The organism is Methylobacterium sp. Leaf123 (genome assembly GCF_001423405.1).
Classification (GTDB): Bacteria; Pseudomonadota; Alphaproteobacteria; order Rhizobiales; family Beijerinckiaceae; genus Methylobacterium.
In genome coordinates this window covers 362,883-383,433 of sequence record NZ_LMNS01000023.1, presented here as the reverse complement: position 1 = coordinate 383,433, position 20,551 = coordinate 362,883, and the positions used below count along the sequence as shown (strand labels likewise).

Genomic DNA, 20,551 nt, shown 5'->3' with positions numbered 1-20,551 from the left:
ATTAGAATAGACGGGGAAGTCTTGGTCGTAATCCGTCTCAGCTTAGAGAAGTTTGAATTATTCCAGATTGCCCGATTTCATATGGAAACTAGGCAATCGATACTGTGCTTTTGCGCAATGCGGACGAGGCGTTTTCGGCGCCGCCGCGTCTCGTTCGCGGTGTCCGAGCCATAAGCAAAGAGCGCGGCCCCCGGAGGGACCGCGCTCTTCAAACGTCCGATAGGGCGTGTGGGACGGGGCTTACTCGCCCGACGATTCCCGGCGGCGCTCGCCACGGTCGCGGCGGGGGCCGCGATCGCCACGGTCGCCCCGATCACCGCGGTCGCTGCGCTCTTCGCGCTCCGGCTCGCCGCGCTCAGCCCGCTCGGCCTTGAGCTTCTCGGTGAGGTCCTCGCCGCTCTCCTGATCGACGACCTTCATCGAGAGGCGGATCTTGCCGCGCTCGTCGGCACCGAGGAACTTCACCTTGACCTTCTGGCCCTCCTTCACGACGTCGCCGACCTTGGCGACGCGCTGGGCGGCCAGCTCCGAGATGTGAACGAGGCCGTCCTTGGCGCCGAAGAAGTTCACGAAGGCGCCGAACTCCATGATCTTGACGATCGTGCCGTCGTAGATCGTGCCGGCCTCGGGCTCGGCGACGATGGAGCGGATCCAGTTATAGGCCGCCTTGATCGCCTTGCCGTCGGAGGAGGCGATCTTGACGATGCCGGTATCCTCGATGTTGATCTTGGCGCCGGTCTTCTCGACGATCTCGCGGATGATCTTGCCGCCGGTGCCGATCACGTCACGGATCTTGTCGGTGGGGATCTGCATCGTCTCGATGCGCGGCGCGTACTCGCCGAGCTCGGGACGGGCCGCGGTCAGGGCCTTGGACATCTCACCCAGGATGTGGGCGCGGCCGTCCTTGGCCTGGGCGAGGGCGATCTTCATGATCTCCTCGGTGATGCCGGCGATCTTGATGTCCATCTGGAGGGAGGTGATGCCCTCCTCCGAGCCGGCCACCTTGAAGTCCATGTCGCCGAGGTGATCCTCGTCGCCGAGGATGTCGGACAGCACGGCGAAGCGCTCACCCTCAAGGATGAGGCCCATGGCGATGCCGGCGACCGGACGGCGCAGGGGCACGCCCGCATCCATCAGCGACAGCGAGCCGCCGCAGACCGAGGCCATCGAGGAGGAGCCGTTCGACTCGGTGATCTCGGAGACCACGCGGATCGTGTACGGGAACTCGTGGGCCGGCGGCAGAACGGGCCGGATCGCGCGCCAGGCGAGCTTGCCGTGGCCGATCTCGCGGCGGCCGGGCGAACCCATACGGCCGGTCTCGCCGACGGAATAGGGAGGGAAGTTGTAGTGGAGCAGGAAGCGCTCCTTGTAGGTCCCCTCCAGCGCGTCGATGAACTGCTCGTCCTCGCCGGTGCCGAGCGTGGCCACGACCAGCGCCTGGGTCTCGCCGCGGGTGAACAGCGACGAACCGTGGGCGCGGGGCAGCACGCCGACTTCGGAGACGATCGAGCGGACCGTCTTCACGTCACGGCCGTCGATGCGGCTTCCGGTGTCGAGGATGTTCCAGCGGACCACCTTCGACTGCGCTTCCTTGAAGGCCGCCTTGACCTTCTCCGGCGCGAACTTCTGCTCGCCCTCGGCCGGGCAGAGCGCGGCGACCACCTTCGCCTTCACGGCGTCGACGGCGGCGTAGCGCTCCTGCTTGACCGTCTTCTTGTAGGCCTCGCGCAGCTCGGTCTCGGCGACCGCGAGAACGGCGGCCTCGACGTCGGCGTTCTCCGGCGGGGTGAAATCGCGCGGCTCCTTGGCGGCTTTCTCGGCCAGACGGATGATCGCCTCGATCACCGGCTGGAAGTGCTTGTGGCCGAACATCACGGCCCCGAGCATCACGTCCTCGGAGAGTTCCTTGGCCTCGGACTCGACCATCAGCACCGCGTCCTGCGTGCCGGCGACGACGAGGTCGAGGGTCGATTCGGCGACTTCCGTCACTAGCGGGTTCAGCTTGTAGCCGCCGTTGAGGTAGCCGACGCGGGCTGCGCCGATCGGGCCCATGAAGGGCACGCCCGACAGGGTGAGGGCGGCCGAGGCCGCGACCATCGCGACGATGTCGGGATCGTTCTCGAGATCGTGGGAGAGAACGGTGACGACGACCTGGGTGTCGTTGCGCCAGCCCTCGACGAAGAGCGGACGGATCGGGCGGTCGATCAGGCGGGAGACCAGCGTCTCCTTCTCGGAGGGACGGCCTTCGCGCTTGAAGTAGCCGCCGGGGATGCGGCCGGCGGCGTAGGCGCGCTCCTGGTAGTTCACGGTGAGCGGCAGGAAGTCGATGCCGGCCTTGGGCTCCTTGCCCGCGACCACGGTGGCCAGCACGGTGGTCTCGCCGTAGGTGGCGACCACGGAGCCGTCCGCCTGGCGGGCGGTCTTGCCGGTCTCGAGAACGAGCTTGCGGTCGCCCCAGATCAGCTCTTCACGTTGTACGTCGAACATATGTCTCTCGCCTTCAAACATGCGGTGGGCTGAGCCCGGCGCCGCCAGAGGCAAGACGGCGAGACGCTTCGTTTTGAGAGAAGCGTCTCGCGATCCTGCCCTGGCGCCCTGCGCCTTCAAGCCGCCCGGATCGGACCGGCCGGGCCCCATGCCCGAGCGGTCCTTCTTGGTGTGCCGCACTCTCTGACGCCGAACCGGGGTCCAGTTCGTGAGAAGCGCGGCTTCGTGAAAACGCGGCCCCGAAGGACCGCGCGGTTGGCCTTAGCGACGGATGCCGAGGCGCTCGATGAGGGTGCGGTAGCGCGCCTCTTCCTTGCGCTTCAGGTAGTCGAGCAGCGAGCGGCGCTGCGAGACCAGCTTCAGGAGGCCGCGGCGGGAATGGTTGTCCTTGCCGTGGGTCTTGAAGTGGGCGGTCAGGTTGGTGATCCGCTCGGTGAGGATGGCGATCTGGACCTCCGGCGAGCCGGTGTCCTTGTTGCCCTTGGCGTAGTCCTTGATGAGCGCGGTCTTGCGCTCTGCCGTAATCGACATCGCAGGCCTTTCAGATGGAGGTTTGGTCGGAAGATGCCGCCCATGGAAGGGCAAGGGCACCTTTGAAAAACTCGCGGTCGGGCCGGTGCCGGGATGTCGTCCAGCACGGTCAGCCGCAAGCGGCACAAGCCCCGCCCGGTAACCGGGTCGAGGCGGCGCGGACCATACACGAAATCGCGGGATGTGCCAGAGGCGCCATCCGCCGGGGCGAAATCCGCCGCATACTGCGCCCCGATCCCACCCCGCATCCGGCCCGGCTTTCGCTTCGCCGGATGCCTTCCGGTCAGGTACGCGAGACCCTATGCCCCGTTCCGCCCTCGGCGCCCGAAAGCCCATCGCCGCCCTCGTCGCGGACGTGTCCGATTCGGACGGTCCGGCGCTGGCCCGAAACCTCTCCGCCTTCAGCCTCGTCTGCATCGGCGTCGGCGCGACGGTCGGGGCGGGGATCTTCGTGCTCACCGGCACGGCGGCGGCGAACTATGCCGGGCCGGGGCTGATGCTCTCCTTCGTGCTCGGCGCGGTCGCGAGCGGGCTGGTGGCGCTTTGCTACGCGGAACTCGCCGCGATGATCCCCGTGGCGGGATCCACCTATTCCTACACCTACGTCACGCTCGGCGCCCTGCCGGCCTGGATCATCGGCTGGGATCTGGTTCTCGAATTTGCCATGGCCGCGGCGACCATCGCCGTCGGCTGGTCGGGCTATGCGCAGAGCCTGCTCGCCGATGCCGGCCTGAGGCTGCCGGCATGGCTGGCCGCGGGGCCGGGGGAGGGCGGGATCGTGAACGGGCCGGCAGCGCTCGTCGTGCTGGTGCTCACCGCCCTGCTGATGCGCGACAACCGGGAGGCGGCCCGCACCAACACCGTGCTGGTGATGCTGAAGGTCGCGATCATCCTCGCCTTCCTCGGCCTCGGCGTAGGGCATCTGCGGCCCGAACTCTGGCAGCCGCTGGTGCCGGCGAACGAGGGCACGTTCGGCGCCTTCGGCTGGAGTGGCATCCTTCGCGGGGCCGGGGTCGTGTTCTTCGCCTATGTCGGCTTCGAGACCATCTCGACCGCCGCCGGCGAGACCCGCAACCCGCAGCGGGACGCGCCGGTGGGTCTGATCGGCTCGCTCCTCGTCACCGCGGCGCTCTACGTGGCGGTGGCCGCCATGCTCACCGGCCTCGTGCCCTATCGCGACCTCGACGTGGCCGACCCGATCGCGCGGGCCATGGCGGTGACGGGGCTGGCCGGCTTCTCCGCGGCGATCAAGGCCGGCGCCTTGATCGGGCTCACCACGGCGGCCCTCACCGCCCTCTATGGTCAGGCCCGGATCTGCTACGCCATGGCCTGCGACCGCATGCTGCCGGATCTGTTCGCGCGGATCGGGGTGCGGACCCGGACGCCGTTCGTCGCGCAAGGGGTGATCGGTCTCGCCACGGCCGTGGTGTCGGCTTTGGTGCCGATCGACATTCTCGGCGAACTCGTCAGCATCGGCACGCTGTTCGCGTTCATCCTCGTCTGCGCCAGCGTGCTGATCCTGCGCCGCATGGAGCCGGAGCGGGCGCGGCCCTTCCGCGTACCCGGCGGCGCCCTCGTGCCGGTGCTGGGCATCCTCGCCTGCCTCGCCCTGATGGCGAGCCTGCCCGGCGATACCTGGCTGCGCCTGCTGGTCTGGCTCGGTCTCGGGCTGGCGATCTGGTTCGGCTACGGCCGCCGACGCGTCGCCTGACCATCGGGATTCCAAAGGGATCAATCCCTTTGGCGGGGCGCCGGGGCAGTGCCCCGGCTTCCCTCAACCAGGGCTCTGCCCTGGACCCGCGAAAGGACTCGTCCTTTCGAAACCCGGACTTCAGTACGAGCGGTGCGAACCCGCTGCCCGTCCGCCGCCGAAGCGGCGACGCAGGTAGCTGATGGCCTTCGGCAGCAGGAAGACGACGACGATCTGGCGCAGGATCGAGCGCATGCGGTGGGACTCCATTTCGAAAGCTCAGATTGGAGACCCAATGCCTGGACGGGCGTCCGCGTTCCCGGCTCAGAGCTCCAACATCAAAGTCACCGGGACGTGATCGGATGGCTTCTCCCAGCCGCGCGCCTCGCGGAACACCGCGACCTTGCGCACCGTGCCGGCCAGATCGGGCGAGACCCAGGCATGGTCGAGGCGCCGGCCCTTGTTGGCCAGCTCCCAGTTCGGCGAGCGGTAGCTCCACCACGTGTAGATCTTTTCCGGCTCCGGGGTGAGGAGCCGCGCCGCGTCGATCCAGCCGGCCTCGCCCCGCAGCGTCTCGAGCGCCTCGGTCTCGACGGGGGTGTGACTCACCACGTCGAGGAGCTGCTTGTGCGACCAGACGTCGTGCTCCAGGGGCGCGACGTTGAGGTCGCCCACGAGGATCGCCGGCCCGGAAACGCGCCGCCCGCCCCAGGCCCGCAACTCGGACAGGAAGTCGAGCTTGTGCGCGAATTTCGGGTTGAGGTCGCGGTGGGGCATATCGCCGCCCGCGGGCACGTAGAAATCGTGCAGCACGATCCCAGCCGCCAGTCCCGCCTCGGCCCCGAGCACCGCCGAGATGTGGCGCGCATCGGGCCGGTCGCAGAAGCTCATCACGTCGCGGGTCAGCAGCGGAAAGCGCGAGATGATCGCGACGCCGTTATAGCCCTTCTGCCCGGCGAAGACGATGTTCTCGTAGCCCGATCCCTTGAACGCCTTGAGCGGGAACAGGTCGTCGGGGCACTTGGTCTCCTGCAGGCACAGCACGTCCGGCTGGGCCTCGCGGAGGAAGCGCAGCACGGACTCGATGCGCAGGCGCACCGAGTTGATGTTCCAGGTCGTGACGGTGAGGCGCACGGGGATTGCCTGAGAAGCGTGGCGAGGGATGCCGCCCCGTTAGCCCAACCCGCGCGCCTCGCAAACCAGCCTCAGAGCCTGCCTGCCTGCGCTGTTTGGCAAGCCCCCTTGTTCCTCATGCTGAGGTGCCGAGCGACAGCTCGGCCTCGAAGCACGCCTGAACGGTTGATCCCAAAGCATTGGCCCATGGGGCAGTGGGCCGGGAGCGGCGTCGCGGCGTGCTTCGAGGCTGCTGACGCAGCACCTCAGCATAAGGATCGTTCTGGGTGCCAAAACAGGTCGGCCAGAGCATCGTCCCGAAAGGTGGTTGCCGGCTTTCGCAAAAAAGATGATGCAAAAACAAGAGCCTAGAGCACCGCCCTGAATCCGATATCCAGGACGGTGCTCTAGGCAGGCGCTCGGCTTGTCACGCCGCAGCCGTCTCCTCCTCCAGGGCGAGACTGTGCAGGACGGCGCAGAGCCGGTCGCCCGTCATCCGCGAGAGGTCGAAGCCGCTCTCGCCCGCCACATCGCCGTAGCGGGCCGCGTCGGCCTGCGAGGCCCCGACATAGGCCATCGACCAATCGGTGAAGAGGCGCGTCTCCACCGCCTCGAAGGCGAGCAGCGAGACCTCGCCGTGGCGCTCGTCCTGCTGGATGCGCTCGAAGGTGGTCTCGACCGCGTCTTCCGGCCCCTCCAGCACCTGAGCGAAGCAGCCGGCATTGAACATCAGCGCCCCGGTGACGTCGATGCGGGCGTTGTTGGTCCGGCTCGCGGCCAGGATGCCGCGGATCGTCTCGTCCATCGCCGCGGGGGCGCCGGCGACCCGGTTGCGGCTGTAATAGACGAGACGACGCAGGTCTTTTGGGTTCATCCGGGCGGGCTCCTGAATCAGGCGGGCAAGGTGGCGGGCGGAGTGCTCGGAGGCACCGACAGCAGGGCGGCGGCCTGGGCGGCCGGCATCGGGCGCCCGGTCAGGTAGCCCTGGACCTCGGTGCAGCCCTCGGCGCGGATGGCGTCGAGCTGCGTCGCCGTCTCGACGCCCTCGGCGGTGGTGCGCATGCCGAGGCTGGCGCCGAGCCGGGCGATGGCCCGCACGATCGCCCCGCACTCGGCATTGCCCTCCATGCCGCGGACGAAGGACTGGTCGATCTTGATCTTGTCGAAGGGGAATTTCTGCAGGTAGCTCAGGGACGAGTAGCCGGTGCCGAAATCGTCCATCGAGATCTTCACGCCCAGCGCGCGCAGGCCGTTCAGCACGTCGAGCACGCTGTCGGTGTTCTCGAGGAGCGCGCCTTCGGTGATCTCCAGTTCCAGCCGGGCCGGGTCGAGGCCGGTCTGGGCCAGCACGTTCATCACCGTCTCGACCAGCCGGCCGCCGCGGAACTGCACGGGGGAGAGGTTCACGGCGATCGAGGCGGCTTGCGGCCAGCGCGCCGCTTCGCGGCAGGCGGTGCGCAACACCCACTCGCCGATGCCGACGATGATGCCGATCTCCTCGGCCAAGGGGATGAACAGGGCCGGCGAGACCGATCCGCGCTCGGGGTGGTTCCAGCGCAGCAGCGCCTCGAACCCCGTCACCTCCCCGCTCTCCAGCCGGATCTGCGGCTGGAAGGCGAGGTCGAACTGCTTGAGGGCCATCGCCCGGCGCAGGTCGATCTCCAGGCCGCGGCGCGCCTGCATCTGCGCGTTCATCGCCGGCTCGAAGAAGCGGTAGGTGCCCCGGCCCGCGGCCTTGGCCCGGTAGAGCGCGAGGTCGGCGTGTTTCAGCAGGTCGTCGGCGTTCTGGCCGTCGGTGGGGGCGATGGCGACGCCGACGCTGACGCCGACATTGAGCATATGGCCCTCGACGACGTAGGTGCGCCCGACGAGATCGACGAGGCGGCGTGCCAGCGCCTCGGCCGCGTGCGGTTGCTCGACGCCGGCATGCGGGTTGACTTGGAGGATGGCGAACTCGTCGCCGCCGAGCCGCGCGACCACATCCCCGCTGCGGGTGGCTCGGCGCAGGCGCTCGGCGACCTTGCGCAGGAGCGCGTCGCCGACCGGATGCCCGAGGGTGTCGTTGACCGTCTTGAACCGATCGAGGTCGAGCATCAGCACCGCGAGCGGCACCCCCGTCCCCGCCGCCTCGGTCAGTGCGGCGTCGAGGCGGTCATGCAGGCCGACGCGGTTGCAAAGGCCGGTGAGCGGCTCCTGCCGGGCCAGGGCCGCGCCGCGGAGTTGCTCGGTCACGTCCTCGAAGGTGAGGGCGAAGCCGCCGGCCGAGAGCGGCACCAGCGCCGCCTCGACGCGGCGGTCGCCGCCGAGGGTGAGCCGCGCCCGGACGGGGCGGGCGGCGCGCACGGCCTCCAGAATGGGGTCAACCTCCGGCTCCGCGGCGTCGAAGGGGGCCAGCAGGGCGGGGAGGGGAAGGCCGACCGGTTCGGCGCAGGCGAGCAGGGCCGCCGCGCGGGCATTGGCGAAGACGACGCTGCCGCCCGCATCGAGCAGCAGAACGGGCGCGGCCATCTCGGCAAGCGCCGCCTCGAACGGCAGGGCGATCGACAGCGACGGAGCGGCGAGGGCGGACATACGGCCGGACAGCGTCCCATGGGGGGCCGCCCCCCATGGACGGCCCGCCTATAGGCCCGCATTCCTCTCAACGGATGCTTAAAACCGGGATGCGCCTCAGCGTATCCCAGCCGTTATCCAAAGAGTTTCAGCGATCTCAAAAGGCGGTGTGACAACACATCTTGGTGATGCGGAGGGGAAAGCAATCCATGTTGTTGCTGCCCTCATCGCCCTCGACTCAGGGGTTTCGCCCCTCGATCTGCTGCTGCATCGCCTTGTCCTCGGACCGGCCGTAATTGATGAAGAACAGCGACCCATCGACCGCCTTGCCCTTCTGCAGGTTCGAAAGCTGCACGGTGGTGAGGTAGCCCTGCGGGTCGGTGATCCGCCACTGCGACAGGGTCTTCATCTCGGCATCGAAGAAGAGCTGGATCTTCGAGGTGCCGCCCAGCGTCGAGCGGTCCTCCAGCGCGATGCGCACGCCGCCCGGATCGTTGGTCACCTCGCTCACCGTCAGGTCGCGGGCGAGGTCGATCTTGTCCCGCAGCAGGAATTTCAGCGGCGTCTGCGAGATGAAGTAGAGATCCTGGGTGCCGAGCTTGCGGTCGCGCACCGCGACCGAGGTGCCGTCGGCCACCACTTCGAGCGGGGAGGGCTGGTCGTACTCGAAGCGCAGGCGCCCCGGCTTGGCGAGCGTGAGCTTGCCGCCGATGCGCCGCCCGTCGGCGCCGATCTGGATGAAGCCGCCGGTGAGGGTCTGGAAGCCGTTAAAATAGCTGTTGGCCGCCGCCACGACGGTGGCCGGGTCGGCATCCTGCAACGAGGCGCCGAGAGTCGGCGCGCCCACCGCCGCGACCCGCGTACCGGGGCTCGCGGCCGGCGCCGCTGACGCAGGCGCGCCGGGCTTGGCTGCGGCCTTGATGCTGCCGGTCTTCTCGGCGGGCTTGTCCGAAGACTTCTCCGCCGCCTTGTCCGCGCCTTTGCCGGGCTTGGCGGCCGCCTTCTTGGCCGGGGCCGGCGTCGGGGCTGCCTCCGGCTCGGGCGCCCGGGCCGGCGGGGTCGGCGGCTCTTCCTTGCGGCCGAACAGGCCGTCGAGGAAGGAGGAGACCTGGGCTTCCACGGGCTGCGGCTGGAGCGCCAGCGCGGCGACGAGCAGCGGACCGGCAGCGAGGGAGAGGCGTCGGCCAGTCATCGTGTGGGCATCTCCGAAAGCTTGCGGGTGCGCGGGGCTCGAACTGTCCCGGCTGCGGACGCGCGCGATGGCGGCGCGTCCGGATGTCGTGTTCGCGGGTAGACCCGGCCCCTGTGGCGAATATGCGACGGGGGCCGGATTTGCGCGGTGGTGAGCGGTACTCAGTCGTCGTCGTAGCCGCTGGACGGTGCGCTCGTGAGGCCCTCGACCAGGATCTCGCGCTTGCCCGCATGGTTGGCCGGCCCGACGATCCCCTCGATCTCCATCCGCTCCATGATCGAGGCGGCGCGGTTGTAGCCGATCTGGAGACGGCGCTGGATGTAGCTCGTCGAGGCCTTGCGGTCGCGCAGCACCACGGCGATGGCCTGCTCGTAGAGTTCGCCACCCTCGGCGCCCGCGGTCGCCGCGAAGGCTCCGATATCGAAGACCGGAGCGTCGGATTCCTCCGCCTCGGCGAAGTCGTCCTTCTCGGCCTTGGCCGCGGCCCGCCCGCCCTTGGCCGGCTTCTCCGGCTGCTCGGAGGAGCCGTCATCGGCGGTGACCGCTTCGAGGTAGGACGGCCGGCCCTGGCGCTTGAGGTGGGCGACGACCGTCTCGACTTCCGAGTCCGAACAGAACGGCCCGTGCACGCGCGTCGTGCGCCCGCCGCCGGCCATGAACAGCATGTCGCCCTGGCCCAGCAACTGCTCCNGTCTCGACTTCCGAGTCCGAACAGAACGGCCCGTGCACGCGCGTCGTGCGCCCGCCGCCGGCCATGAACAGCATGTCGCCCTGGCCCAGCAACTGCTCCGCGCCCATCTCGCCCAGGATCGTGCGGCTATCGATCTTGCTCGTCACCTGGAAGGAGATGCGGGTCGGGAAGTTCGCCTTGATCGTGCCGGTGATGACATCGACCGAGGGGCGCTGCGTCGCCATGATGAGGTGGATGCCSGCCGCACGCGCCATCTGCGCCAGCCGCTGGATCGCGCCCTCGATGTCCTTGCCCGCCACCATCATCAGGTCGGCCATCTCGTCGACCACGATCACGATGTAGGGCAGNCGTCACCTGGAAGGAGATGCGGGTCGGGAAGTTCGCCTTGATCGTGCCGGTGATGACATCGACCGAGGGGCGCTGCGTCGCCATGATGAGGTGGATGCCCGCCGCACGCGCCATCTGCGCCAGCCGCTGGATCGCGCCCTCGATGTCCTTGCCCGCCACCATCATCAGGTCGGCCATCTCGTCGACCACGATCACGATGTAGGGCAGGGCCGAGAGGTCCATCTCCTGCTCTTCGAACACCGCCTCGCCGGTGGTGCGGTCGAAGCCGGTCTGGACCGTGCGGGTGATGGTCTCGCCGCGTTCGCGCGCCTCCTTCATCCGGGCATTGTACCCGTCGATGTTGCGCACGCTGATCTTGGACATCTTCTTGTAGCGCTCCTCCATCTCGCGCACGGCCCATTTGAGGGCGATGACTAGACCGACAGTTCCAGCATCTTGGGATCGACCATGATGAGGCGGCACTCTTCCGGCTTCAGCCGGTAGAGCAGCGACAGGATCATGGTGTTGATGGCCACCGACTTGCCCGAACCGGTGGTGCCGGCGACGAGCAGGTGCGGCATCCGGGCGAGGTCGGCGATGATCGGCTCGCCGCCGATGTTCTTGCCGAGGCACAGCGCGAGCTTGTGCTTGGTCTCGACGAAATCGACCGAAGCCAGCAATTCGCGCAGGTACACGGTCTCGCGCACCGGGTTCGGCAGCTCGATGCCGATCACGTTGCGGCCGGGGACGACGGCGACGCGGGCGGAGACGGCGGACATCGAGCGGGCGATGTCGTCCGACAGGCCGATGACGCGGCTCGACTTGGTGCCCGGCGCCGGCTCCAGTTCGTAGAGGGTGACGACGGGGCCGGGGCGCACGGCGAGGATGTCGCCGCGCACGCCGAAATCCTGCACGGTCTGCTGGAGGTTGAGCGCGTTCTGCTCCAACTCGTCCGCATCGACCTCCTCGCCGTCGTTCAGCGGCGGCTCGGCGAGCAGTTCCAGATCGGGCAGTTCGTAATACGCATTGCCGACGAACGACGCCTCCAGGTGGCGGCCGGCGGGGATCAGCATCGGGCGCTCGGGCAGGATCGCCCGCGGACGGTTTTCGGGTTCGGGCTCGACGGCGGCCACCGGCGCGGCGGCTTGCGCCTCGAACGTGTCGGCGGTGTCGAAGGCGGCTTCCTGGCTCGTCTCGGCAACCCGCTCTTCGGCCAGATCCTCGGCCGGATTTTCGGTCGGCTCGGCTTCGGCTCCGGGCTTGGTGCGCAGCAGGACCGGCCGGGCCGGAATGGTCAGCGGCGCCATCGCCGGCGTCATCCCCTGGGGGGCAGGGGAGGGGGCCTGCGGCGCGGGCTGGACCGGGGCGGGGGGCGGAGCCGCATAGGCCGTGAACGGCTGCGCGGCGACGGGCGCCGGCACCACGGCGGCGACCGGGGCCGGGGCGGGCGCCACGGCGTGCGGTGCGACGTCGAATGCGGGCTGCGGCGCGGCCTCGGCGAAGGCCGAACGGGCCGGGCGGATCGCGGCGCGGGCGGCCATGGCGTTCAGCACCGGGCGGGCGGCCGCGACCGGCTCGGCGACCTCGACCACCGATTCGGACGGGCCGAACCAGCCGTGCAGGGCCGACCAGTCCGGTACATCCGACCAATCGGACGGCTCGGCCGGGACCGGGGGGATGAAGGGCGCGTAGAATCCCGCGAAGAGGGTCGCGGCCTCCGGCGCCTCCGCCGGGGCGGGCAGGGGCTCGGCGGGTAGGGGCTCGGCGGCGACGGCCTCGAAGCGCAGCGCGTCGAACTGGATCTCCTCGATCGTCATCGCGGGCTGCGGGGCGAACGCGCCCTGCGAGACGAACTCGGCCTGCGGCATGCTTTCAGCCTGTGGCACGACCTCAGCCTGCGGCACCTGGACAACCGACTTCTGCCGACGGTCGGGGGTGCGGAAGAAGCTCACGCCGGGCGGCGGCACGAACGGGCGGCGCCAGCTCGGCACCTCGGAGGCGGCCTGCTCGGCGCGCAGCCGGGCGGCCTCGTCGCTCTCGGCGCTGCGCTGTGCCGCGCGCTCGGCGGCTTCACGCTCCGCCGCCTCGCGGGCCCGCTGCGCTTCCAGCGCCGCGGCCTCGGCGGCGGCCTGGGCATCGAGCAGGGCCTGGGCCCGGAGCTGGGCCTCACGCTCGGCCTCCAGCGCCTGGCGGCGGCGTTCCATCAGAACGGTGTCGGGGGTGCGGGTGAAGCGCACGGCCTCGGGTAGGGCAGCCTGCGGCACGCTGTAGGATCCATCCTGTGAGGCGGGCAGGGGGTGAGAAGCCGGGATCACGCCGGCCTCCGGCGCGATCGCCGCCGGGCGGCGCGGCGTGCGCACCAGAACGCCGGGACCGGAGGCACGGGGATCGATGCGGCTCTCGAACGGCATCTCGGGCTGAGCGCCATAGGGCAGGGCAGGCGCGGGCATCTCGAACAGCCCCTCCTCCGGTTCGGATGCCCAGGGCTGCGAACCCCAATCCTCCGGCGCGGCCGGCGCGCGGCCGAGCATCGCCCCCGGCGGCACCAGCCAGCTCGGCACGTTGCCCGCGTCGAACCCGTCCGTGCCCGGCTGCGGCAGCGCCGGATGCGGCAAGGCGTGCGGGAGCGCCCGCGGCGGGGCCGGCGGCGCCCCGGCGATCCGCCGGGCGAGGTTGGAGCGCAGGCTCATCAGCCGATGGGCGATACCGCCGATCGACCGGTCCAGGCGGTCGCCGCCGCGGCTCGGCCGCGATGGATCACGATGGGAATGGGGAGGCCGTCCCGATGCGCGCATGATCTGTGAGATGACTCGAAACAAGGTCCGGCTCCTGCGGAGCGGTTCGAGCCCCAAGGTAGGCGGATCGTCGTTAACGAACGCTTGCCTCGACCTTGCTTCGACCTTTCCCACCCTCGTCCCGCACCCGCCCTCCCCTCTTCCGGGGCGCCCCGGACCCACCGGTGCAAGCGTGGCATGAACCGGATATCATCGAGCGCAGTTGGCTCTTTGCGGTGATGTTTCGAGGCTCGGTGACGGAGGACGGCCCGGTCGCGGGCATCCCCTGAATCAGGCTCAAAATCGTGCTCTGAGAGGCGCTTGGCAGGGTTTCCTGCCGTATCAGGTGAGCTGCGAGATCCGGTGACGAATCCGAGCCAAGAGACCTTGAGTCCGAAAAACTTCCGCTCCCTCTACCGGCACGGCTTTGCCCGTGTGGCGGCCTGCACCGGCCGCAGCCATCCGGGCGACCCGGCGGCCAATGTCGCCGACATCCTGGGGCTTGCGCGGCAGGCGCACGGGGCCGGGGCGGCGCTCGCGGTCTTCCCCGAACTCTGCGTGTCCTCCTACGCCATCGAGGATCTGCTGTTGCAGGCCACCCTCCTCGACGCGGTCGAGGCGGGTGTCGCGCGACTGGTCGAAGAGAGCGCCGGACTCACGCCCCTGCTCGTCGTCGGCGCGCCCCTGCGCTGGCGCAACCGGCTCTACAATTGCGCCGTGGCGATCCGGGGCGGGCGGCTGCTCGGCGTCGTGCCGAAGAGCTACCTGCCGAACTACCGGGAGTTCTACGAGAAGCGCCACTTCGCCTCCGGCGCCGGCATCACGGGCGGGACGATCCGCCTCGGCGGGCTGGAAGCGCCGTTCGGCACCGACCTGATCTTCGCCGCCGACGACCTGCCGGGCTTTCGCCTCGCCATCGAGGTCTGCGAAGACCTCTGGGTGCCGCAGACGCCGGGCATGGACGCGGTGCTGGCCGGCGCCACGGTGATCGCCAACCCCTCGGGCAGCCCGATCACCGTGGGCCGGGCTGATTCCCGCGCCCTGCTGACCCGCGCCGCCTCGATGCGTGGCCTGTGCGCCTATGTCTACGCGGCGGCCGGCACCGGCGAATCCACCACCGACCTGTCCTGGGACGGGCAGACCAGCATCGACGAGAACGGCGTGCGGCTGGCCGAGGGGCAGCGCTTCCCTCAAGCGCCAGTGGTGACGCTGGCCGATATCGACCTCGACCTGATCGCGCAGGAGCGGCTTCAGGCCGGCAGCCTCGACGACAATGCCCGCCACCACGGCACCCCACCCTGGCGGACGGTCCCCTTCCGGCTCGATCCGCCGACGAGCGATCTGGGACTGGAACGCCGGGTCGAGCGCTTCCCCTTCGTTCCGGCCGACCCCGCCCGCCTCGCGCAGGATTGCTACGAGGCCTACAACATCCAGGTCGCCGGCCTCGCCCAGCGGCTGGCCGCAACCGGCACGAAGCGGGCGGTGATCGGCGTCTCCGGCGGCCTCGACTCGACCCATGCGCTGATCGTGGTCGCGAAGGCCTTCGATCGGCTCGGCCTGCCGCGCAAGGACATCCTGGCCTACACCCTGCCGGGCTTTGCCACCTCCGACGAGACCAAGACCAACGCTCACGCCCTGATGCGGGCGCTCGGTACCACCTCGGAGGAGATCGACATCCGCCCGGCCGCCCGGCAGATGCTGAGCGATATGGGCCACCCGTTCGGGCGCGGGGAGGCGGTCTACGACGTCACCTTCGAGAACGTGCAGGCGGGCCTGCGCACCGATTACCTGTTCCGGCTGGCCAACCAGCATGGCGGCATCGTGATCGGCACCGGGGATCTCTCGGAACTGGCGCTCGGCTGGAGCACCTACGGCGTCGGCGACCAGATGAGCCATTACGGCGTCAATGCCGGCGTGCCCAAGACCCTGATCCAGCACCTGATCCGCTGGGTGATCGCGTCCGGGCAGTTCGGCGCGGAGGAGAACCGCACGCTCCGGGCGGTGCTCGACACCGAGATTTCCCCCGAACTGGTGCCGGCCTCGGAAGGCGAGGGGCCGCAGAGCACGGAGGCCAAGATCGGCCCCTACGCCCTGCAGGACTTCAATCTCTGGTTCACCCTGCGCCACGGCTTCCGCCCGTCCAAGATCGCCTTCCTCGCGCTCCACGCCTGGGGGGACGCGGCGGCCCGCGACTGGCCGCCGGATTTCCCGCAAGCCAAGCGCGTCGCCTACGACTTGGCCGAGATCCGGCGCTGGCTCGGCGTCTTCCTCGATCGCTTCTTCCGCTTCAGCCAGTTCAAGCGCTCGGCGCTCCCCAACGGCCCGAAGGTCTCGGCCGGCGGCTCGCTCTCGCCCCGCGGCGACTGGCGCGCCCCGTCGGATGCCAGTGCCCGGGCGTGGCTCGACGAGCTGGAGCGCAACGTGCCGAAGGCGTGAGGGGGGCTCACCTCCGCTCAGAGCGTGTTTGACCAGCCTGTGCTGGCACCTCAGCATGAGGAGCGATGGCCCTGCCTATAAACCTCGCTTAAACAGGCCCTTGGGTCATCGCGGCGTGGCGCGTGATCTTTCCCCGTCACCAGGGTTTTGAGGCGAGGCCAATGTCGCCGCCGGTTACGCGGCTCCGCCGTTCCACTCCCCGCCGCCCGCGGCGGGGGCGAGGTGGAAGCCGTCGAGGGTGTCGGCGGAGGGCGGATGGCCGGCACGGCGCTGGGCGACGTAATCGAGGGCACCCGCCACGGCACGCTCGGAATAGGGCTTGGCGATCACCCCGAGCGCGCCCGCGAAATCCGGCGGGATGCGCTTGGCGTTGGCGGTCATGAACACCACGGTGACCCGCGGGTCGCGGCTCAACTGGCGCGCCACCTCCACCCCGGTCGGCCCGTCGATGAGGTGGATATCCACGAGCGCCACATCCGGCAGGGCGGTGCGGCCGAGCGCGATGGCATCCGCCGAGCAGCCCGCGACGCCGACGCTGACATGACCGAGGTCTTCCAGCAGGCATTCCAGTTCGAGGGCGATCAGCACCTCGTCCTCGACGACGAGGATGCGCAGGGGCACCTCCCTCACCTCGGACATGGCGGTTCTCCCGGCGTCGTTTGTCCCCCCGCCCCGAAGGGATCCGTCGGATTCTCGGCCGAGGGAACGGGCGCGGCCCGTCCCGCGACGGGTTTCCGGTGGAAACGGGCCGGGATGCGGAGGCGCATGTTCGTCACAATGCGTCGGTCCCGACCAGCGGGATCGTGATCACGATCCGGGTGCCGGGCCCGGCATCCGCCCATTCGAGGGTGCCGCGCAACTGGCGCACCACCATCTCGACCAGGGTGCGGCCAAAGCCGGCGGGATTGGGCGGCACCGAGGCCATGCCGATGCCGTCGTCCTGAATGACGAGGCGCATCCCCGCCTCGTAACGGTGTGCCTCGATCGCGACCCGGCCGCGGCGCGCCTCCGGGAAGGCGTGGTGCAGGGCGTTCGTCGTCAATTCGTGGATCAGCAGCGCCAGCGGGGCGGCCATGGCGGCGGAGAGCGCCAGCGCCTCGATCTCCGTCTCGATCCGGGTGCGGTCCCCGTCGAGGCCGGCGGCGAGGTCGGCGATCAGGTCGGCGGTGAACTCCCGGAAGTCGAAACGGGTGACATCGCCCTCCGAGTACAGCATCCGGTGCGCCGTCGAGAGGGCGCCGATCCGGTCGGCCATGGCCTGGAGCGCGTTGCGGGCATCGCCCTCCGGCGTGCGGCGGGCCTTCAGCAGCATCAGCGAGGAGATGACCTGGAGGTTGTTCTTGACCCGGTGATCGACTTCGTGGAGCAGGGCGGTCTTCTGTTCCAGGGCCGAGCGCAGGTCGGCGGTTCGCTCGCTCACCTCGCGCTCCAGCGCGTCGTTGGCGTCGCGCATCGCCAGTTCCAGGCGGTGCTTGTCGGTCATGTCGGCCTGGGCCGAGAAGAAGAACAGGACCTTGCCCGCCTCGTCGCAGACGGGGTTGATCGTCATGCCGTTCCAGAACGACGTGCCGTCCTTGCGGTAATTGAGCAGCTCGCCCTCGAACGGCCGGCCGGTGGCGAGCGCCGACCGCATCGTCTGAAGCACCGCCGCATCGGTGAGGGGGCCTTGCAGCATGCGGCAATTGTGGCCGTAGATCTCCTCGCGGTCATAGCCGGTGAGCCCGAGAAACGCGCCGTTGGCCCAGACGACCGGGTTGTCGCCCCGCCGTGGATCGGTGACCACCATCGGTGTCGGGCTGGCCTCGAAGGCTGCCGCGAAGACCTCCACCGTGACACCCGAGGGCAGGCTCGCTCCTTTGGGAAAACCCGTCATCTCTACGCCAACACAAGCATGCCGCTTTCGAGCGCGGCACGCGAAAAGGTGTCACCTGACGCATTCCGTAGCGTCCGGCCCCGCGACTCCAACGAGCCGGCCCCTCCCCCGTTCCGTGCGGCGAAGCACGCAGCGCCCTGCGGACCTGTCATCGTGCGGGGCCTCTGATTACGGTTCTGTCAACCATGTTCGCTCTATACGGGGCGCAAGATTCCGAACTTGCGCGGGACTCGCAAGAGAGCTGACGGGGCTGAAGTGCCGCAAGTCCGTCATGTTTTCTGCGGAGTCGGCATCGAAGATGCGCGTATGTCCGGGCGCCCGGCTCCGCGCGGCGTCCTCTGATCCATGCAACCCCGCCCGCCGGGCGAGGGCTCCAGGGAGTTTTACGCGATGGCGGATGCGGCGAACTCCAAGACGCTTCCCAAGGACAAGACGCTTCCCGGTGGCACGCCCCCGAAAGCGCCGCCGCGCAAGCTGCGCCTGCGCGACATCACCGAGGACAAGCGCGTCGCGCAGATGCTGGCGCTCGGCTTCTCCTCCGGCCTGCCGCTCCTGCTCGTGCTCGGCACCTTCACCCTGCGGCTTGCCGATTCCGGCATCGACATCAAGACGATCGGCCTGTTCAGCTACGTCGCGCTGCCCTACTCGCTGAAGTTCCTCTGGGCCCCCTCGATCGACCGGGTCGACGTGCCGTTCCTGGCCCAGCGCCTCGGCCGCAAGCGCGCCTGGATGATCGTGACGCAGATCGCCACCGCCCTGGCGCTCGTCCTGATGGCCTTCGCCGACCCGAAGGACCATCTCGCGCTCATCGGCCTCGGCGCCTTCCTCGTCGCCTTCTGCGCCGCCACCCAGGACGTGGTGATCGACGGCTGGCGCATCGAGGCGGCGGGCACCGACCTGCAGGGCATCATGGCCGCCACCTCGAACCTCGGCTACCGGTTCGGGCTGATCCTGGCCGGCGCCGGCGCGCTCTATGTCGCGGCCTATGGCGGCTGGACGCTCGCCTATCTCTGCATGGCCGCGCTGATGGGCGTCGGCCTGATCGCGGCCCTGCTCGCCACGCCCTATGACCGGCCGCGCGAGGCGGCGACGGGCAAGCGCGACCTGCCGGCCGCCGTGCGCCGCGCCGTGCTGGAGCCGCTGACGGAACTCCACGCCCGGATGGGCAACGCCCTGTTCGCGGTGCTGGCGCTGGTCGCGCTCTACCGGATGCCGGACTTCGTCTCCGGCGTGATGGCCAACCCGCTCTACATCACGCTCGGCTACGGCAAGGCGGAGATCGCCACCATCGTCAAGCTGTTCGGCATCTGGGTCGGGATCGCCGGGGGCTTTGCGGGCGGCTGGTCGATCGCCCGGCTCGGCATGTTCCCCACCCTGGTGATCGGCGCCTTCATCGCCGCCGCCTCGCACCTGTCGCTGGCTTGGCTGGCGCTGGGCGAGCCGGAGCAGTGGCGTCTCGCCATCGCGGTCTCGATCGAGAGCCTGTGCGGCTCCTTCGCCGGCATCGCGCTGATCGCTTACATGTCGAGCCTGACCACGCCGGGCTTTGCGGCCACGCAATACGCCCTGTTCTCCTCGCTCTACGCCCTGCCGGGCAAGCTGGTCGCCGGCACCTCCGGCTTCGTGGTGGCGGCCTACGGCTTCCCGACCTTCTTCGCGATGACCGCGGCGGTCGGCATCCCCGTCGTCGCCCTGTGCTTTGCCGTGGGCCGCATCCCGCAGCGCACGACGCCCGCGGAAAGCCCGGAAGAGGCCGCGCTCGAGACCGTCCAGGGGAACCCAACCGGCCCCGTCGGTCTTGCCTCAGCCGAAGCGGGCCCCGAGATCCCGCCCAAAGTCGCGAGGGCGCAGACGTGAACGACCTTGCCATTGCCGGTGAAACCCTGCTGGTCCCGATCGACCCGCCGGCCGGAAAGCCCCTGTCGGAGGCCGACCGCGCCGTCCTGCGGCGCGCCGTGACCGTGCTGGAGAAGCCGGGGCTCGCCTCCCGGCTCTCGTCGGCGGCCGGCGCGCCCCTCGACATGATCGGCCGGGCGCTGCCGGCACCCATCACCGAGACGGTGGCCAGCGCCACGGAAGGCGCGATGCGCACGGCCCTGCGGGTCGCCCTCGCGACCCTGCCGGACAAGGACGTGAAACCCGCCGGCACGGCGCTGGAGCGCATCGAGACCGAGGCCGGCGGGCGCCTGAGCCGCCTGCTCGGATCGAGCGACACCCGCCACAAGGCGCTCGCCGCGGTGACGGGCGCCGTCGGCGGCGTGCTCGGCCTCGCGACGCTGGCCGTCGAACTGCCGGTTTCCACGACGCTCATGCTGCGCTCCATCGCCGAGATCGCCCGGGAGGAGGGCGAGGATCTCGCCGATCCCGAGAGTGCACTCGCCTGCGTGCAGGTCTTCGCGCTTGGCGGACGGGCCGGCGCCGAGACGACGGTCGCCGATAGCGGCTATTTCGCGGTGCGCGCCGCACTCGCCAAGACCATGTCGGAAGCCGCCCGCTACGCCGCCCACCGCTCGCTGCTCGATGCCGGCGCGCCGCCGCTGGTGCGGCTCACCGCGCAGATCGCGGCCCGGTTCGGCCTCGTCGTCTCGCAGAAGGTCGCGGCCCAGGCCGTGCCGGTGATCGGGGCGCTCGGCGGTGCGGCCGTCAACGCCGCCTTCATGGACCACTTCCAGTCCATGGCCCGCGCCCACTTCACCGTGCGCCGGCTGGAGCGCGCCTACGGCAAGGATGCCGTGCACGCGGCCTATCTCGAGGAGAAGGCGGCGCTCGGCCTCGGGTGAGGGCGCTGCCATTCTGTCGGCCCTCCGCAGGACGGCTGATCCCATCCTCGCCCTCATCCTGAGGAAGGCGGCGCGAAGCGTCGCCCTCGAAGGATCGTCCTGTTCTC

General features: G+C 69.7%; 13 protein-coding genes and 3 pseudogenes. 4 read left to right on the top strand and 12 right to left on the bottom strand.

Annotated elements, in window-relative coordinates:
• Window positions 1-240 precede the first annotated feature (240 nt).
• On the bottom strand, window positions 241-2,487 hold the full coding sequence (gene pnp, locus ASF53_RS15465) for a polyribonucleotide nucleotidyltransferase (protein ID WP_056200032.1): 2,247 nt from the start codon (window positions 2,485-2,487) through the stop codon (window positions 241-243).
• 261 nt (window positions 2,488-2,748) lie between these two features.
• Window positions 2,749-3,018, bottom strand: coding sequence for a 30S ribosomal protein S15 (rpsO, locus tag ASF53_RS15460; protein ID WP_003597553.1), 270 nt, complete (start codon window positions 3,016-3,018; stop codon window positions 2,749-2,751).
• Window positions 3,019-3,319: 301 nt separating this feature from the next.
• Here rpsO and ASF53_RS15455 point away from each other — a divergent pair, with 301 nt between their 5' ends.
• Window positions 3,320-4,729: an amino acid permease gene (locus tag ASF53_RS15455; protein ID WP_056200028.1), complete on the top strand. Its 1,410-nt coding sequence runs from the start codon at window positions 3,320-3,322 to the stop codon at window positions 4,727-4,729.
• 120 nt (window positions 4,730-4,849) lie between these two features.
• Here ASF53_RS15455 and ASF53_RS26785 read toward each other — a convergent pair whose 3' ends face one another.
• The 8 genes and pseudogenes from ASF53_RS26785 to ASF53_RS26770 all read right to left on the bottom strand — a co-directional run.
• Window positions 4,850-4,978: a hypothetical protein gene (locus ASF53_RS26785; protein WP_286134463.1), complete on the bottom strand. Its 129-nt coding sequence runs from the start codon at window positions 4,976-4,978 to the stop codon at window positions 4,850-4,852.
• A gap of 54 nt (window positions 4,979-5,032) precedes the next feature.
• Window positions 5,033-5,842: an exodeoxyribonuclease III gene (gene xth / locus ASF53_RS15450; RefSeq protein WP_056200024.1), complete on the bottom strand. Its 810-nt coding sequence runs from the start codon at window positions 5,840-5,842 to the stop codon at window positions 5,033-5,035.
• Between the two features lie 406 nt (window positions 5,843-6,248).
• Window positions 6,249-6,695 carry a BLUF domain-containing protein gene (locus ASF53_RS15445; protein WP_056200022.1) on the bottom strand — a complete coding sequence of 149 codons (447 nt, stop codon included), beginning with the start codon at window positions 6,693-6,695 and terminating at the stop codon, window positions 6,249-6,251.
• A 17-nt stretch (window positions 6,696-6,712) separates the two neighbouring features.
• Window positions 6,713-8,392 (bottom strand): putative bifunctional diguanylate cyclase/phosphodiesterase, encoded by a 1,680-nt coding sequence (locus tag ASF53_RS15440; protein ID WP_056200019.1) that lies wholly within the window; start codon window positions 8,390-8,392, stop codon window positions 6,713-6,715.
• Window positions 8,393-8,609: 217 nt separating this feature from the next.
• Window positions 8,610-9,563: a LolA family protein gene (locus ASF53_RS15435; RefSeq protein ID WP_056200016.1), complete on the bottom strand. Its 954-nt coding sequence runs from the start codon at window positions 9,561-9,563 to the stop codon at window positions 8,610-8,612.
• Between the two features lie 161 nt (window positions 9,564-9,724).
• A pseudogene (locus ASF53_RS26780) lies at window positions 9,725-10,171 on the bottom strand (DNA translocase FtsK); the annotation flags it as partial.
• A gap of 83 nt (window positions 10,172-10,254) precedes the next feature.
• Window positions 10,255-10,601, bottom strand: a pseudogene (locus ASF53_RS26775) (FtsK/SpoIIIE domain-containing protein); the annotation flags it as partial.
• Between the two features lies 1 nt (window position 10,602).
• Window positions 10,603-13,271 (bottom strand): annotated as a pseudogene (locus ASF53_RS26770) (DNA translocase FtsK); the annotation flags it as partial.
• Between the two features lie 447 nt (window positions 13,272-13,718).
• On the opposite strand from ASF53_RS26770, the gene ASF53_RS15420 reads away from it, so the two are divergent.
• Window positions 13,719-15,791: an NAD(+) synthase gene (locus tag ASF53_RS15420; RefSeq protein ID WP_056200007.1), complete on the top strand. Its 2,073-nt coding sequence runs from the start codon at window positions 13,719-13,721 to the stop codon at window positions 15,789-15,791.
• A gap of 174 nt (window positions 15,792-15,965) precedes the next feature.
• Here ASF53_RS15420 and ASF53_RS15415 read toward each other — a convergent pair whose 3' ends face one another.
• Window positions 15,966-16,430, bottom strand: a complete 465-nt coding sequence (locus ASF53_RS15415) for a response regulator (RefSeq protein ID WP_056200004.1) — start codon at window positions 16,428-16,430, stop codon at window positions 15,966-15,968.
• Between the two features lie 133 nt (window positions 16,431-16,563).
• Window positions 16,564-17,664, bottom strand: a complete 1,101-nt coding sequence (locus ASF53_RS15410) for a histidine kinase dimerization/phosphoacceptor domain -containing protein (protein ID WP_056200001.1) — start codon at window positions 17,662-17,664, stop codon at window positions 16,564-16,566.
• Window positions 17,665-18,054: 390 nt separating this feature from the next.
• On the opposite strand from ASF53_RS15410, the gene ASF53_RS15405 reads away from it, so the two are divergent.
• Window positions 18,055-19,521 carry an AmpG family muropeptide MFS transporter gene (locus ASF53_RS15405; protein WP_056199997.1) on the top strand — a complete coding sequence of 489 codons (1,467 nt, stop codon included), beginning with the start codon at window positions 18,055-18,057 and terminating at the stop codon, window positions 19,519-19,521.
• Complete coding sequence (locus ASF53_RS15400) at window positions 19,518-20,444, top strand: EcsC family protein (protein WP_056199994.1); 927 nt, start codon at window positions 19,518-19,520, stop codon at window positions 20,442-20,444. The genes ASF53_RS15405 and ASF53_RS15400 overlap by 4 nt, the downstream gene beginning before the upstream one ends.
• Window positions 20,445-20,551 lie beyond the last annotated feature (107 nt).